This window comes from Streptomyces endophytica (assembly GCF_026153355.1).
Classification (GTDB): Bacteria; Actinomycetota; Actinomycetes; order Streptomycetales; family Streptomycetaceae; genus Streptomyces; species Streptomyces endophytica.
In genome coordinates this window covers 1,673,546-1,688,997 of sequence record NZ_CP110636.1, presented here as the reverse complement: position 1 = coordinate 1,688,997, position 15,452 = coordinate 1,673,546, and the positions used below count along the sequence as shown (strand labels likewise).

Here is a 15,452-nt window from a genome sequence, read left to right as displayed (position 1 = left end):
AACGCAGAACAACGCAGAACAACGCGGAAACGCCGCAGAACAACGGGGGATTGCCGTGCGGAAGCCGATACGTATCGCGGGCGCCGCGGGTCTCAGCGCGCTCATGCTGCTGGCCGTGGGATGTGGCGGGCCGGGTAGCGGCAAGGCGGCGCCCGGGCCGTCGGAGGCCGTGACGCCCGCCAAGCCGCTGCCGATGAAGGCCACGCCCCGCCAGGCCACCTGGACCGACTCCGACGACAAGGCGCACCCGCTGCGGATCACCCCGACGCGGCTGGCCCGCGGCTCGGACTCCGACCTCTCGCACATCCGGCTGGACGGCGACCTGAAGGGGAAGGTGCCGTACTACCTCACCTTCTCGTACACGAACACCGGCAAGAAGACGGTGAAGAACCTGTCCCCGGAGCGGAACTTCTCCGTCACCGGTGCGGACGGCCAGCCGGCCCAGCCGGTCTCGCTGTTCCAGTCCAACCCGTTGGCCACGAGCTCCGGACTGCCGCCCGAGTGCCGCGAGGGCGGCGCGTCGCAGCTGGCGGCCGGCGCCACCGCCGCGCTCTGCCAGATCTACATGCTCCCCAAGGGGCAGCCGCCGACGACCGTCTCCTACAAGGACGACGGGGGTGACACCCTCATCTGGAAGGTGGGCGAGGGCGGTGCCGAAGGCGGTGCGTCGGACGGGATCCTGCCCGCGGGCAAGCCGGCCGACGGCGTCACGGAGGACGCCGACAAGCGGCCCGTCTCGCTGCGGATCACCCCGAAGAGCGTGCGCGCCGGCTCCATCGCCGACCTGGGCCGTTTCGACCTGGACGCGGACCAGAAGAAGATGGTCCCGTACTACGTCACCATGCAGTACCGGAACAGCGGCAAGTACGACCTGCTGCCCAGCATGAACGACGGGGTGACGCTGCAGACCGCGGCCGGTCAGACCGTGCGGAAGATGGTGCTGATCGACATCGGCGGCCCCGGTGTCAGCCAGTGCCCCGAGGCCGTCCCCGACAAGATGCTGAAGCCGAACGGCGTGGTGACCGAGTGCTCCATCCACCTGCTGCCGAAGGGCGACGCGCCGACAGCGGTGATCTTCAACGGTGAGGGCGAGGGCTCGCACCAGGTCACCTGGCGCGCCTCGGTGGCCGGCAAGTAACCCCACGCACCGGGGAAGTGGCGGGGCGGCCGGCCGGTCGACGATCGGCCGGCCGCCCCCGCTCCCTCCGGGGCCGGGACGAGGTTCCGCCCCGCCCGGAGCGCGGGCTCTCAGCTCAACCGCAGCGGCAGGGACGCCAGCCGCCAACTGCCCGGGATCTGCACGCGTTCCAGGCGCTCCGGTGGGACGGCGAGCGCGACGCCGGGAAGCGTGCGAGCAGCTTCCCGAGGGCGACCTCGGCCTCCTGTTTGGCCAGCGTCGCGCCGAGGCAGTAGTGCGGACCGTGGCCGAAGCCCACGTGGTTCTCGGCGTGGCCCGCGGGATGGCGGGTCAGATCGAGGCGTTCGGGGTCGGTGTAGTGGCGGGGATCGTGGTTCGCCGACACCAGGATGAGCTGCACGGCGTCGCCCTTGCGGATCAGGGTGCCGGCGAGCTCGACGTCCTCGGTGGCGTACCGCAGCTGCGTCATGTGCACCGGCCCGCACCACCGCATCAGCTCATGGACGGCCCGCGGGAGCAGGGCCGGATCGTCCTGGAGCAGGCGGAGTTGGCCGGGGTGGGTGAGCAGCGCCGCCGTGCCGTTGCCTATCAGGTGGGCGGTGGTCTCGTGACCGGCAAGGACGAGAGTGAGGACCATGGTGACCATCTCGACGTCGCTCAGCCGGCCGCCGTCGTCGTCATGGGTGCGGATCAGCTCGCTGAGCAGGTCGTCGGTGAGCGCGCCGCGGCGTTCGCGGATCAGCTCGTGGATGTGGTCGATCATCGCGGGGAACGTGACGCCGAGCCGATCCGGTTGGAGGGAGACGAGGTCGGCACCCCATTGACGCCATTGCGGACGGTCGGCTTCCGGTATGCCGACCAGTTCACAGATGACCGTGATGGGCAGCGGGTACGCGAAGTGCGGGATCAGGTCGACGACGCCGTCCTCGGCGTGCTCGGGGAGCCGGTCCAGCAGGGAGTCCGTTATCTCCGCCACGCGCGGCCGCAGGTTGGTGATCTTGCGTGCGGTGAACGCGCGGGACACCAGGCGGCGGAGCCGGGTGTGGTCCGGGGCGTCGTTGTTGAGGATCGATCCGAGCAGGTAGACGCGCAGGTGCTCGGGGAAGCCGAGCATGTCCAACAGCCGCACCGTGGGCGAGTCCTCGGGCCTGGCGCCCAGGGAGGAGGCGACCGGGTTGTTCGCGAACCGCGGGTCGCGCAGGACCTGCCGGACCTCCTCGAAGCGGGTCACGAACCAGGCGGGCGAGTCGTCCATGAACCTGCCCGCGGACGACCGGCCCCTGCTCGCGCAACGCCCCGTACCCGCCGTAGGGGTCGCTGACCAGCGCGGGATCCATCAGCTGCGGCTCGCCCGGGTGTTTCCCGACGTGCGCGGTGAACGGGGAGCGGGGTAATGCCGACATCTTTCGTTCTCCTCCGGTTGGGAGTGGGCGAGGCGGCCGCGGTCGGTCACCGGCCGCCGTCTCCGGCCGCCGCCGCGCCCGCGGCGGCGGCGTACCCGCCGCTGGGTCTCAGCGACGTACCTGGCGGTCCATCTCGCGGGCGGACGCGTCCGCCAACTGCTCGTAGAGGGCGATGACTTCCGGTACGGCCGCGGTGGCGGCCCGGTGTTCGTGCCCGGGGGCGGTTTCGAGCGTGCTCCGGACGGTCCGGGCCAGGATCTCCGCACGCGTCCCAGGGGTGTCCGGAGCCCGATCGTGGAGCAGCGTCTCCGCGGTGAAGAACCCGGTGGCGATCGCCATCAGCGCGTACTGCTGGTGGCGCACCTCCGTGTCGGTGCGCACCAGACCGTGTGCACGCAAGACCTCAAGGTGGCGTCGCAGGGTCCGGTCGGCCTCGACGATCAGCTCCGCGAACTCCTTCTTGGCGTGGTCATTGAGCCGGCCGAGGACATCGGAGTCATCGGTGTACAGGGCGCGCAGCACGGGCTCGGCGAGGAAGTCCTGGAAGCGCCCGCGCATCATCCGGCTCGGCAGGACCTCCAGCGGATCGGCGCGGAGGCGTTCCACATGCCGTTGCTGGCTGCGGGATTGCGCCTTCAGCATGACGGCGAGAAGCAGGGCATCCTTGGTCTTCCAGTGGAGGTAGACCGTTCCCTTGCCCACCTTGGCGCGCCGGGCGATCTCGTCGATCGTGATCCGCGCGTACCCCCAGGCGAGCAGCAACTCCCCGGCCACCGCCAGGATCCGCTCCCCGCGCTCCGCCCGCTCCACGGCTTCTTCCGCCTCCCCCGCCGGTACGCGGATCCCTTGGGCTCCGCGTCCGTCTCTGCGCCTGTCTCTGCGCCTGACTCCTGGCTCTGACTCCGTGACCAGATATGAAATCTGGTCACGGAGACCAGGCTAGGGACGGCGACGGGGAGGCCGGAAGGCGCTTTCCGGACAGGCGGTCGATGGCGGGGCGGCGGAGGCGGGCCGGCGAGCGTCGCCGGCCTCAGGAAGGCAGGAACAACCCCAAAACCCCGTCGAGCGACCAGCTCTGCCAGCTCATGGTCAGGAGGCCGACGGTCGAGATCAGCGCCATCATCAGGTTCTGGCCCTGTTCCGCCCAGTCGTGGATCATCAGGATCAGGTAGATCAGATTGAGCACAGCGCCGGCGACCAGGGCTATCGGGGTGAGGAAGCCCGTGATCAGTCCGAGGCCGAGGGCCAGTTCGGCGTAGGCGACGAGGTACGCCATCAGGCGGGGGTGCGGCTTCACGAGGCGGTCGAAGCTCTTGCGGACGGCGGGCCAGCGGTGTTCGGCCGCGATGCCGGCCGCCCAGTCGATGCCACCGCCGGCGAACCAGGTCTTCTTGTCCTTGTGGCGCCAGCTCTCCAGCCACCACAGCCCGAGGCCGATCCGGAGGACCGCGCACCACTCGGCGCCGCTGAGCCAGATCGTGTGCGGGGTCGTGCCCATGTCGTCCCTCGATTCGTCCGCGGCGGAGATGTGAACTGATGGAGCGTCAGATGAGTTCGGTGTCCGCAAGTTCAGCGGCTGGCGGCTCATCCCGCAAGTGGGGCGGCTCGGGTCGTAAGGGCCGGCGACCCGGGAGGGGGGAGTTGCCGGGCGCGCCTTGTCGTCGCGAGGGGAGGTCATAGCCTCGGAACTGATGGGTCGTCAGATTCGGGCCCGTAGGGACTCACCGGCGGGCAGTTGGGGGTACAGCGTGATCAGCAACGAGAGCGGCACGGCGGAGCTTCCCAAGGTCATCAGCGTGGACGATCACGTGATCGAACCGGCGCACCTCTTCGAGACCTGGCTTCCGAAGAAGTACCAGGACAGGGGGCCGAAGCCGTTCACCGCCGGCATCGGTGAGCTGGCGTACGTGGGCGGGAAGTACCGGTTCACCACGGACCCGGACGGTCAGATCACGGACTGGTGGGAGTACGACGGGCAGATCTTCCCGTACAAGCGCATCATCGCGGCCGTGGGCTTCTCCCGGGACGAGATGACGCTGGACGGGATCACCCGGGAGCAGATGCGGCGCGGCTGCTGGGACCCCAAGGCGCGGCTCGCGGACATGGACGTCAACCACGTGGAGGCGTCGCTCTGCTTCCCGACGTTCCCGCGCTTCTGCGGCCAGACCTTCGCCGAGGCGCAGGACAAGGAGGTCGGGCTCGCCTGCGTCCGGGCGTACAACGACTGGATGGTGGAGGAGTGGTGCGGGGACAGCGGCGGCCGGCTGATCCCGCTGTGCCTCATCCCGTTGTGGGACATCGACCTGGCGGTCGCGGAGATCCGGCGCAACGCCGCCCGCGGGGTACGGGCGGTGACCTTCAGCGAGATCCCACGTACCTGGGACTGCCGTCGATCCACTCCGGGTACTGGGACCCGTTCTTCGCGGCGTGCGAGGAGACCGGGACGGTGGTGAACATGCACATCGGGTCGTCGTCGCAGATGCCGGCGGCCTCACCGGACGCCCCGCCCGCGGTCCAGGCCGCGCTCTCCTTCAACAACGCGATGGCGTCGATGATGGACTTCCTGTTCAGCGGCGTGCTGGTGAAGTTCCCGCGGCTGAAACTCGCTTACAGCGAGGGCCAGATGGGCTGGATCCCGTACGCACTGGAGCGCGCCGACGACGTCTGGGAGGAGCACCGGGCCTGGGGCGGGGTGAAGGACCTGATCCCCGAGCCGCCCTCGTCGTACTACTACCGGCAGATCTTCTGCTGCTTCTTCCGGGACAGGCACGGGGTCGAGGCGATCGAGACCGTGGGGGTCGACAACGCGACGTTCGAGACGGACTACCCCCACGTCGACTCGACCTGGCCGCACACGAAGCAGGTGGCGGCCGAGCACATGGCGGGGCTGCCGGACGAGGTGACGTACAAGCTCCTGCGGGGGAACGCGATCCGGATGCTGGAGCTCCCCTTCGACCAGGGGTGAGGGGTGTTCCGGAGGGGAGCGGTCCGGCACCGCGGCTCCGGCCCGGGCGCCGGGCCCGGGGCCTCGCGGTGCCGGACGGGCGTCGAGACGCGTCCTACGTCCAGCCGGCGGCCGCGGCGGCGGCGACGGCGTGGGCCTCGGCGGCCTCCGCCTCGGCGTTCAGCGGGTCACTGGCACCCAGGCCGTCCCGCCCGGCGGCCCTTCCCGCGGCCAGGGAGGCCTTGAGGGCGGCGTCGTACGCGGCGTCGCAGAGCTGGTTGACGCCGTGGGAGCGGGCTATCTGGGCGGCGAGGACGGCGGCCGCGGCCGCGTTGCGTGCGTGCCGGGCGTCCGCGGCGGGGTCCGGGCCGCCCGCGGCCAACGCGGCGACCGCGTCGGCGGACAGCCGGAGCGCGTTGGCGGCCTTCGCGGAGGCCGCCGCCGGCACGGCCACCACGGAGTCCGGGGCGGCCGCGAAGCCGGCGAAGCGGCAGGCGGCGGCCGTACGGGCACAGGCGCTGCGGGCGCGTGCGGTGTGCCTGGCCCTGAGGGCGTCCTGCGCGGTGCTTCGCTGTTGTTGCTCGACTCCACCGGTCTGTCGTTGCTCGACTCCACCGGGCTCGGTCATGGCGGTCTCCTTGCCTGCATCGGCTGTCGTCGCCGGCCGCGGACACGGCGTCCGTCGGGGCCGGCCAACGGGTGCCGCGCAGGGTGGCACGCCGGGCACCAACAGGCCAGAGGCATGACTCCGGAACCCTTCGATCGCCTCGCGCCCCCTAGCCGTCGCCCTCGGCCCGCACCTCTCAGTCGCCCGCCCCTCAGCCGTCGGCTCTCGGCCAACGCACCTCAGTCCCCGGCTCTCAGTCACCGCCCCTCAGTCATCGGCCCTCGGATAACGCCAGTCGAGGTGCGCGAGCTCGCGTGCCCGGGCCTCGGCGACCGCCATCCGTGCATGGCGCTCCGCGCTGTCCGTGTGGGACGGCTGGCTGGTCGCCTGGCCGGGCCATTTGCGGTAGAGGAGGCCGATCTCCGAGGAGAACCAGCCGCGGGCGGTGGCGTTCAGGGCGAGCAGCAGGCCGGTGTCCTCCGAGGCGGGCAGGGCCATCCAGCCGCCGAGGGCGAGGAGCAGGTCGCGGCGGACGAAGAGGGACGCCGGGTGGACCTGGGCGCGGAAGTCGTTCGCCTTCCAGAAGTCGAGGACGGCGCCGCGCTCGATCGGGCCCGCCTCGGGGTCGCCGGGGAAACCGGCCGTCGAGCCGTCGGGCAGCAGGTCGAGGACCCGGGACGTCGCCCAGCCGATGCTGCGGTCGCCCTCCAGGGCGGCCAGGTCGCGGGCGAGCGTGCCGGGCGTCAGCTGGTCGTCGGCGTCCAGCACCTTGATGTACTCGCCCTCGGCATGGGCCAGGGCGATGGTGCGGGCGACCCCGGGGCCACCGGCCCGCCCCTGGCGGAAGGTCACCCGCGCGTCGTCGGGCACGTACGGGGCGACCTCGTCGGTGTCACCGTCCTCCTGGACGACCCAGTGCCACTCCCACCCCTGGGGGAGGTCCTGCTCGCGGAGGGACTTGTAGGCCTCCGGGAGGAAAGGGGCCGAGGGGGCGTGGACGGCCGTGACGATGATGACGCGCCGGCGCACGGCACTCACCACCTTTCCAGGGGAGTGGTGAACAGCATTTCCGTGCGGTCGCCGGGCAGGACGACGTGCGAGACGTCAACGATCCGGTCCCGGGTGTCGATCGACGTCTTGCGGAGCACGAGCACCGAGGTCCCGGGCGGGAGCTCCAGCTCCTCCGCCTCCTCGGGCGTCGGCGGGCGGGCGGTGACGCGTTCCTCGATGCGGTCGACCTCGATGCCGACGGTGGAGAGCTGGGCCTGCGAGCCGCCCGGCCAGGGCTCGTTGGCCGCGTCGAGCAGGGCCGGGTTCCCCGCGATCAGATCGCGGACGAGGTAGGACGTCACCAGGCTGAAGGGGGCGCTCTCGGCCGCGCAGCGCGTCCGGTAGAAGCGCGCGAGGAGCGGGGTGCCCTCGGGGAGGCCGAACGCCGCCGCGAGGTCCCCGTCCGCGGTGGTCTCGCGGTACGCCGCGTGGAAGATCAGGTCGTCGACGTCCAGGCCGGTCTCGCGCTCGGTGGCGCCGGTCCGGGCCCGCTCCTCCAGGGACCGGCGGGCGCGGTTCTTCTCCCACTGGTGGCGAAGATTGGTGCGTACGGTCGTGGTGCGGGGGCGCCGGACGAAGTTGCCGCGCCCGTGCTGCTTCTCGATCAGGCCCTCGTCACGCAGGACCCGGAGCGCGTCCCGGACGGTCGGCACGCTGCGGCCGAACTCCTCGGCGAGCTTCGCCTCGGCGGGGAGGCGGTCCCCGGGCATGAGCTGACCTGCGCGGATGGACTGCCGAAGCTGGTCGGCGATCCGCTCGTACGCCACCGCCATCGCCTTCACCGTCCCGTCGCTCGGTGCCGCGGCCAGCGGGCTGATCAACGGGCTGACCGGCCGGACGACACCAGGTTACGACTCATAAAGAGGTGTTGACGAGTTGGCGGGCGCGTCGGGAGCGGCAGGCCTGAACCGGGAGCGGCAGGCGTGAACCGGGAAACGCAGACATGGAAGCGCCCGATCGCTGGCGACGGGGGATGCACCAGCGATCGGGCTGCGGCCAAGAGTAGCAAGGCTGTCAGCACGGCGGGAGTCAACTGCTTAAACGGGACCCGGAGTTGTGAGCGGAGTCACGTCGTCCCAGGTCGTCGTCATGTGCCGCACGGCGGCTCGTACGAGAGATGGGGCAGGTACTCGCGCCATTTCTCCGGCGTCAGGACGCCCCGCGTGGTGGAGCAGATGCGGCGGATCGCCGGGTCGGGGTCCAGGCTCCACAGCCGGACGGTGCCGGCGCCGCTCGACACCGCGAGCAGGTGGCTCTTGGGGCTGAACGACAGGAAATTGCCGGTCTTGGCGTTGGGGCTGGCCGCCTGGCCGATGGGCGTGGCCCGGGACGGGTCCGTGACGTTCCAGAAGCGGACCGAGTTGTCGTCGCCGCCGCTCGCCAGGGTCCGGCCGTCCGGGTTGAAGGTCAGCGACACGACCGCTTCGGTGTGGCCGGTGAGCGGCGGGCCCAGCGGCGTCGCCCGGCGGGGGGCGGTGACGTTCCACAGCCGGACCGTGTCGTCGTCGCCACCGCTGGCCAGCGTGTGGCCGTCCGGAGTGTAGGCGAGCGCGTTGACGGGGCCGAGGTGCCCTCGGAGCGGGGCGCCGGCCGGGGCGGCATGACGCGGGTCGGACACGTCCCACAGCCGGACGGTGCCGTCCGCGCTGCCGCTGGCGAGCGTACGGCCGTCCGGGCTGAAGAGGAGGGAGTTGATGAAGCCCTTGTGGCCGGTGAGCGGGGCGCCGAGCGGAACCACGTGGGACGGGTCGCCGACGTTCCACAACTGGACGGTGCGGTCGTCGTAGGCGGTGGCCATGGTGCGGCCGTCGGGGCTGTACGCCAGGGAGTCGGGGCCCGCGAAGCGGGTGTGCAGGGTGAGGGGCGGCCCGGCCGGGACCGGGTGGGCCGGGTCGGCGACGTTCCACAGATACACCGACCGGTGCCCGGTCCGTACGACCAGGGTGCGGCCGTCGGGGGAGAACGCCATCGAGCGGTGGAAGCCGTCCGCGCGCATGAAGGGTTTGCTCAGGGGCACCGGCCGGCCAGGGGCGTGCACGTTCCACAGCCGGACCCGTCCGTCGAGCGCGGCCGTGGCGAGCACCCGCCCGTCCGAGCGGAACGTCCCGTTCCGGCCGATCATGTCCGACGCCGGTATCGACCACAGACGGACCTTGCCGTCGCCGCTGCCGGTGGCGAGGGTCCGGCCGTCGGGACTGAAGCCGAGGGCGTACATCTCGCCGCTGCCGCCCGCGAGGGGCTCGCCCACCTGCGAGGGGTACGCCGGATCGCTGACGTTCCACAGGCTCGCCGTGCTGTCCGCGCTCGCGGCGGCGAGCATCCCGCCGCCGGGGCTGAAGGCCACGGACCAGATGGGACCGGTGTGGCCGGTGAGCGGCGAGCCGATCGCCTTGGCGCGCTCGGGATCGGACACGTCCCACAGCCGGATGGTGCCGTCCGCGCTGCCGCTGGCGAGGGTGCGGCCGTCGGGGCTGAAGGCCACGGAGTGGACCAGGTCCGTGTGGCCGGTGAGCACCCGGTCGACCGGCCGGGGATGACGCGGGTCGGAGACCTGCCACAGCCGGATGGTCTCGTCGTCGCTGCCCGCCGCGAGCATCCGTCCGTCGCGGCTGAACGCGACGGAGCGTACGGGGGCGGTGTGGCCGGTCAGCGTGGCGAGCGCCTTCGGGCGGCGCGGGTCGCGCATGTCCCACAGCCGGACCGTGCGGTCCTCGCCGACGGAGGCCAGGGTGCGGCCGTCCGGGCTGAAGGCGACCAGGTAGATCGTGCCCTGGTGGCCGGCCAGCGGCGCGCCGAGCCGGGACGGGTGGCGGGGGTCGGTCACGTCCCACAGCCGGATCGTCCCGTCGTCGCCGGCGCTGGCGAGGGTGTGCCCGTCCGGACCGAAGACCGCGCTGCTCACCCAACTCTTGTGGCCGGTCAGGGGCTTGCCGAGCGGCTCGGGGCGGCCCCGGTCGCGCACGTCCCACAGCCGGACGGTGCGGTCGTAGCCGGCGGTGGCCAGGGTGCGCCCGTCGGGGCTGAACGAGGTGAGGTAGACGGCGCCGGTGTGGCCCCGGAGCGGGGTGGCCAGCGGGGCGTTCACGATGGAGAGCAGCCGGTTGTTCGCGCCCTCGTCATGGGGGCGAAGGTGGTGCGCCACCAGGTCGAGTTGGGCCGACAGGGACGGGTCCGTGTACTGGGCGCGATCGGCTTCGGTGAGCACCTGCTGGAACACCGAGTCGTCCCGCTGCTGCCACGCCACCACCGCCGAACCGAGCGCCAGCATCGCCATGACGACCACGGCCGCCACCGCACCACGGCTGAGCCACACCGTGCGCCGGCGCAGCCGGACCGAGGCGGCCAGGAACTCCACCGCGTTGCGGGTCAGAAAGGTGTCGCCGGCGGATTGCGCCCAGTTGCGGGCCTGCTCCAGCCGGGAACCGCGGTAGAGGAGGGACGTGTCGCGGTCCGAGCCCTCCCAGGCCCGGCCGTCCTCCTCCAGGCGCTGGCGCAGCAGATTGCCGTTCCGGTCCTCGTCGATCCAGTCACGCAGCCGCGGCCAGGCGTGCAGCAGCGCCTCATGGGTGATCTCCACGGCCTCCGCGTCGAGCGTCACCAGCCGGGCGTGCACCAGCGCTTCGAGCGATTCCTCCGTTTTGTGCGGATCCGTTGACTCGTCCGCCAGTTGGCGCCGCGTCCCCCGCCTACGGGTGGCCTGGGTGTCCTCGCCCAGCCGGACCAGCCTGAGGAGGAGCAGCCGCGCGGCCGTGCGCGCCGTCGGGTCGAGGCCGGACCAGGCCCGCTCGGCGGTCGCCGCCACCGCTCCCTGGATGCCGCCGGCCGCGCGGTAGCCGGCCAACGTCAGCCGGCCCGCCTTCCGGCGCTGCCAGGTGGCGAGCAGGGCGTGCGAGAGCAGCGGCAGGACACCCGCGTCGTGCGCCCCGTCGGGACCGTTGGCGCTCACCTCCCGGACGATCAGTTCCGCCAGCCCCGGTTCGAGTTCCAGCCCCACGGCCTTGGCCGGCCCGGTCACCGTCTCCCGCAGCTCCGCGCTGGTCAGCGGCCCGAGCACCATGTGCCGGTGCTGCAACGCATCGGCCAGTTCGGGATATCCCAGACATTTCTCGTAGAAGTCGGCACGTATGCCGATGATGACGAGCGCGGGTGCCGGGCCGTCCGGGCGTGGGGATCCCCCCTGTTCGACCGGAGCCGAGAACGTGGGGGAGGGCGTGCACGCGGCGTGGAGCAGCTGGATGAACGTCCGCCTGGCCGCCTCGTCGGAGCAGAGCGTGAACGCCTCCTCGAACTGGTCCACGATCACCACCGGCCGAGCACCGGCCGACGCCCCGCGCCGCGCCCATGCCGACACGGCCTCCCGCACGGCGTGCGCGAAACGGGGGGTGCCGGGTTCCGGCGGGGTGGCGGGCTTGGCGCCGGCGTCCGGCGGGGTGCCGGGGGGCGTGGGAGTGCGAGGAGCCTCCGGAGTGCCGGGCTCTGTTCCCGTGGGCTTGGTCCCCGTGGGCCGGGTCGCCGTCGGCTCCGCCGCCGGGGGCTCCGGCGTGGTGGGGACGACGTCGGCGAGCTCGGGAATCCGGCGGAGCAGCTCCCCGACCGGATCCCCGCCCGGCACGAGTTGCAGCACCTCCCGCGCCCCACCGCCCGGCTCGTCCCCCACGCCGCCGCTCCGCAACGCGGGTACCAATCCGGCGTTCAGCAGCGACGACTTTCCGGCCCCCGAGGCGCCCACGAGCATCACGAGACCGCCCGTCCGCTCCGCCGCGCGGAGCTGGGCGACGAGGGCCTCCGTGCTCCGCTCCCGGCCGAAGAACCACCGGACGTCCTGCGGACGGTACGGGGCCAGGCCGCGGTACGGGCACACACCGGGTACGGGCACGGCCTCGTCCGGCGGGCGTTCCTCGTCCTGCGCGGACGCCGCGGCACGGTCGCCGACCGCCCGCTCCCACAGCCGCTGCCACTGCGCCAGGTCGTACAGACCCGTCGACACCGGAACCGGACGCAAGCGCCGGGCCTGGGGGATCAGGACCTGCAGCACCGCCGCGAGGGCGGCGAACTGCGCGGGCACGTTCTTCGCCCGCCGCCAGTCGCTGATCCGCTGCACGGACACCCGCACCGGCCGCCCACGCTCGTCGACCCGCTGCAGCCGGACGACCGCCTCGGCCACCTTCTTGAGGGGAGGGTTGCCGGCCTCCTTGTACAGCAACGCGAGACGCTCGGCGAAGGCTGAGCGCGCCCCTGAGTCGGAACTCAAGGCCTCCACTCCTTACTTCCCCCGCAGCTGGACATCCGGACCGGAAAACTCACCTTAGCTGGCTGACCTGTGGTTAAGCCCCCGGCCCGACTCCGGAATCTCCTCGCCGGGACCCACGACTGGCAGTATCCCGAACCAGCGGCGCAGCACCCGGGCCTTGCCCGGCCGGGAAAGGCCAGGCCACCGACGCAGTACCCGGAGCACCCGAAGTACTCGGAGTTCCGGACCACTACTGGGACCAGTCGGCGTTCACGGAACACCGGAGTTCTCGGAGCACTGGAGCTCCGGGCGTTCTCGGAGTTCTCGGAGCAACAACTCCTGACGCCTGTTCCCGGCCCCTTCAGCACGAGGACTGAGGAGCCGGCCCGGCCCGGACTGCCGCCGCGCGTCGACCAGGGTCCGGCCCTTCCCGGATCCGCGCCGGTACGGGGGGCGCGGATCACGCCGCCCGCGCTGTTCGGCACCGGTCCCCACGAGGGGAGGGACCGGCGCCGAATGGCGCGGCGTTGCTTTTGCGGGAGTTCGTGGCGGGAGCGCTGGCTGAGCGTGGCGCGGAGCGCCTCCCGGGCGCCGGGAACGGAACGGCCCCGCACCCAGAGGATGCGGGACCGTGGTGCTGGTTCCAGGCGTGGCGCCGGGTCAGCTCTCGGGCGCCGCCTTCCGGCGGCGCATCCACCACATCAGCCCGCCACCGGCAGCGACCAGGGCCGCGGCCGTACCGGCGATGAGGCCGACGGGGGTGTCGGATCCGGTGTGAGCGAGGTCACCGCCCGGGCCGTTCGCCGGCGGCCGGCTTGCCCCGCCGTCACCGGTGGGCGGGGTGCTCGTGCCCGGGTCCGGCGTGTGGGTGGCCGGAGGAGTCGACGGTTCGCCCGGCTTGCCGGTGTGGGTAGGGGTAGGTGTGGGTTTGTCCCCGCTGCCGTCTCCGGTGGCCTTCGCCGCGGTGTTCCCGCCGAGGAACAGGGTGTCCTGGTTCTCGGCGTCGTCGGTCATGGTGTGCACGGACGTCTTCGTGGTGCGCGGAAGGTTCCGGTGCTGGGCCTGAAAACGCAGGCGGGTGATGTTGCGCTTGGGAGACTTGGAGAAGTCGACACCGCCCACGATGTAGATCTGCGTGGTACCGCCGGTGGGGACCTCGTAGCGGAACTCACCCTCCTTGAAGATCTTCACGTACCGGTTGAAGACCCCCTCGCGCGTCCACTTCTGGTTCGGCGCCCGCAGCGGCCACTTCGCCACGTCTCCGGAGTTGATGATCTTGCGGTAGTCGGTGGGCGCCTTGGCGTCCTGCCGGCGGATCCACTCCGCCGCCACCCGGGAGGTGTAGACGCGGCGCAGGTCCGCGTACTGGGGGGCGGTGTTGATGGTCTTCTCGACCGCGGGCACGATCATGCGGTCGATGACGGCCTGGGCCCGCTTGATCGTGGCCTGGTCCGGGTCGCAGATCGGCTCACCGGGGCCCTGGGTGATGGTTTTCTGCGCGGTGGACTTCAGGCCGAGCGGTGCGTCGAGGATGTAGATGCCGCCGTCCTGCTCGCGAACCTTGGCGGGCCTGGGCTCGATCCAGTTGCGCAGGCCCGGCATGCACGGCTTGCCGTTCTCCTTGGGCAGGGCTGCCCAGTACCGCTTCCCCAGGTCCGTCTTGGGGTCCATGGCCTTGTAGAAGTCGTGCTTCATCCGAAGGTCGGCTTCCAACAGCACGCGGCCGGCGTCGGTCTTGCCGAACTTGCTGTCCATGATCTTGTCCGGCTGGTCCGGGTTGAGGTTGACCCAGAACTTCTCCGGGGTCAGGGCCAGCCAGGTGAAGAACGCGTCGGAGATGAGCTGGGCCTTGGCCCTTCCGCCGTAACCGGGGTTGGTCTCCTCGTCGGCCTTCTTGGCGGAGAAGGAATAGTCCATGCCCTGGCCCTTGACGGGCTTTCCGACGTACTTCAGCTCCAGCGTGGTGAAGTCCACGCCGCCCGGTCCGCGGACTCGCTGACCGGAATTGCCGAGTCGACGACCCCGCTCGAACTGCTCCCTGGCCTCCTTGGGCGTGGGAACGGACCGGTTGATCTGGTCGTTGCCGCCACCACGGGACCCGGTGTATTTGCCCGGGTTGGGGTTCATGTACGGGTCGTAGTTGCTGAACCGGCCGGGCTTGTAGCGGGCGTGGTAAGTGGACCGGTGCTCGTAGCGGATGATGCGGGGCCGGCCGTCGGGCCCGTTGCCGAACTCCTTGGCCAGCCTGTCGTACATCTTGCGGGTCTCGTCGGTCTGTTCCTGCCCGAAGATCGGCCGCAGGCGTACCTTCGGGTCCGCCTTGAGGACGGCCCGGTCCTTGGGGCGTTGGCCCCCCGTGTGGTTGCCGCCCGACTTGATCTCGACCCGGTCGCCGGTCTTGTAGTTGACGGCGTCGTACCGGCGGTAGCGCTTGTTGCCGTCCTTGTCGGTGTACTGGACGTCCTCTTCGCAGTACCAGTCCGGCCCGGTCAGCCCGAGGTCCTGTACGACCTTCTTGTGGAAGGCGCGTCCACGGCCGCCGCGGGCAGCCATCTCCAGATAGGACTCGTTGAGCCAATTGTGGAAGCTGCCGAACTTGTTCTTGCCTCCGGCGTCGTCCAGGAACCGCTTGTAGGAGGCCCAGACCTTGCGCGGGTCGCCTTCCTTGTAGCCCTCCGGCCCGTGTTCGAGGGCATTGAGGACCTTCTGCTGTTCGGCAGGGGTGTTCCCTGGCAGGATCACGCCGTCCATGGCCTGGCGCTGGGAGTCGAAGAAGTACTCGTCCCACTCGTTGGAGGGGCGTACCGGCTTGTCCCAGGGGATCTTGTCGATCGGAGTGGGAGGAACGTGCTGGAGGCCGAACATGTCCTCGCACAGTTCCTGCTTCTTCTTCGCCGGCGGCTTCGGCGCCGCGTCCGCGGTGCCCTGAAGGGACGGCAGTCCGGTTAAGGACAGGATGCCGGCACAGGCCAGCGCGATCGCCGTGCGTCCCAGGGCACGCAGACGACGCGGCCGTATCGGATGGGTCACGTGGTTCTCCGTAGGGAGCCCAGAGGTGGGTCTCTGAGTGCGCGGCGTCA

The 15,452-nt window shown here is 71.3% G+C and carries 9 protein-coding genes and 1 pseudogene; 2 read left to right on the top strand and 8 right to left on the bottom strand.

All coding sequences use genetic code 11. The annotated features are described in order from the left end of the window. Positions 1-55 precede the first annotated feature (55 nt). A complete protein-coding gene (locus OJ254_RS07640; RefSeq protein ID WP_265361744.1) occupies positions 56-1,138 on the top strand; it encodes a hypothetical protein in 1,083 nt (360 codons plus the stop codon). Positions 1,139-1,253: 115 nt separating this feature from the next. On the opposite strand, the gene OJ254_RS07635 is transcribed toward OJ254_RS07640, so the two are convergent. The 3 genes from OJ254_RS07635 to OJ254_RS07625 form a co-directional block, all read right to left on the bottom strand. After that, the gene (locus OJ254_RS07635; RefSeq protein WP_265361743.1) at positions 1,254-2,393 is read right to left on the bottom strand and encodes a cytochrome P450 family protein; all 1,140 of its coding nucleotides are present in this window, start codon (positions 2,391-2,393) and stop codon (positions 1,254-1,256) included. A 256-nt stretch (positions 2,394-2,649) separates the two neighbouring features. Further along, positions 2,650-3,351 carry a TetR/AcrR family transcriptional regulator gene (locus OJ254_RS07630; RefSeq protein ID WP_265361741.1) on the bottom strand — a complete coding sequence of 234 codons (702 nt, stop codon included), beginning with the start codon at positions 3,349-3,351 and terminating at the stop codon, positions 2,650-2,652. 220 nt (positions 3,352-3,571) lie between these two features. Then, the gene (locus tag OJ254_RS07625) at positions 3,572-4,039 is read right to left on the bottom strand and encodes a DoxX family protein (RefSeq protein WP_265361740.1); all 468 of its coding nucleotides are present in this window, start codon (positions 4,037-4,039) and stop codon (positions 3,572-3,574) included. A gap of 250 nt (positions 4,040-4,289) precedes the next feature. On the opposite strand from OJ254_RS07625, the pseudogene OJ254_RS07620 reads away from it, so the two are divergent. After that, a pseudogene (locus OJ254_RS07620) lies at positions 4,290-5,506 on the top strand (amidohydrolase family protein). Between the two features lie 94 nt (positions 5,507-5,600). On the opposite strand, the gene OJ254_RS07615 reads toward OJ254_RS07620, so the two are convergent. The 5 genes from OJ254_RS07615 to OJ254_RS07595 form a co-directional block, all read right to left on the bottom strand. Beyond that, positions 5,601-6,113: a hypothetical protein gene (locus OJ254_RS07615; RefSeq protein WP_265361739.1), complete on the bottom strand. Its 513-nt coding sequence runs from the start codon at positions 6,111-6,113 to the stop codon at positions 5,601-5,603. A 246-nt stretch (positions 6,114-6,359) separates the two neighbouring features. Continuing rightward, the gene (locus tag OJ254_RS07610; protein WP_265361738.1) at positions 6,360-7,121 is read right to left on the bottom strand and encodes a glycosyltransferase family 2 protein; all 762 of its coding nucleotides are present in this window, start codon (positions 7,119-7,121) and stop codon (positions 6,360-6,362) included. Between the two features lie 5 nt (positions 7,122-7,126). Next, a complete protein-coding gene (locus tag OJ254_RS07605) occupies positions 7,127-7,915 on the bottom strand; it encodes a GntR family transcriptional regulator (protein ID WP_265365086.1) in 789 nt (262 codons plus the stop codon). Between the two features lie 314 nt (positions 7,916-8,229). Beyond that, positions 8,230-12,402 (bottom strand): nSTAND1 domain-containing NTPase, encoded by a 4,173-nt coding sequence (locus OJ254_RS07600; RefSeq protein WP_265361737.1) that lies wholly within the window; start codon positions 12,400-12,402, stop codon positions 8,230-8,232. A gap of 630 nt (positions 12,403-13,032) precedes the next feature. Beyond that, positions 13,033-15,402: an LAETG motif-containing sortase-dependent surface protein gene (locus tag OJ254_RS07595; protein WP_265361736.1), complete on the bottom strand. Its 2,370-nt coding sequence runs from the start codon at positions 15,400-15,402 to the stop codon at positions 13,033-13,035. Positions 15,403-15,452 lie beyond the last annotated feature (50 nt).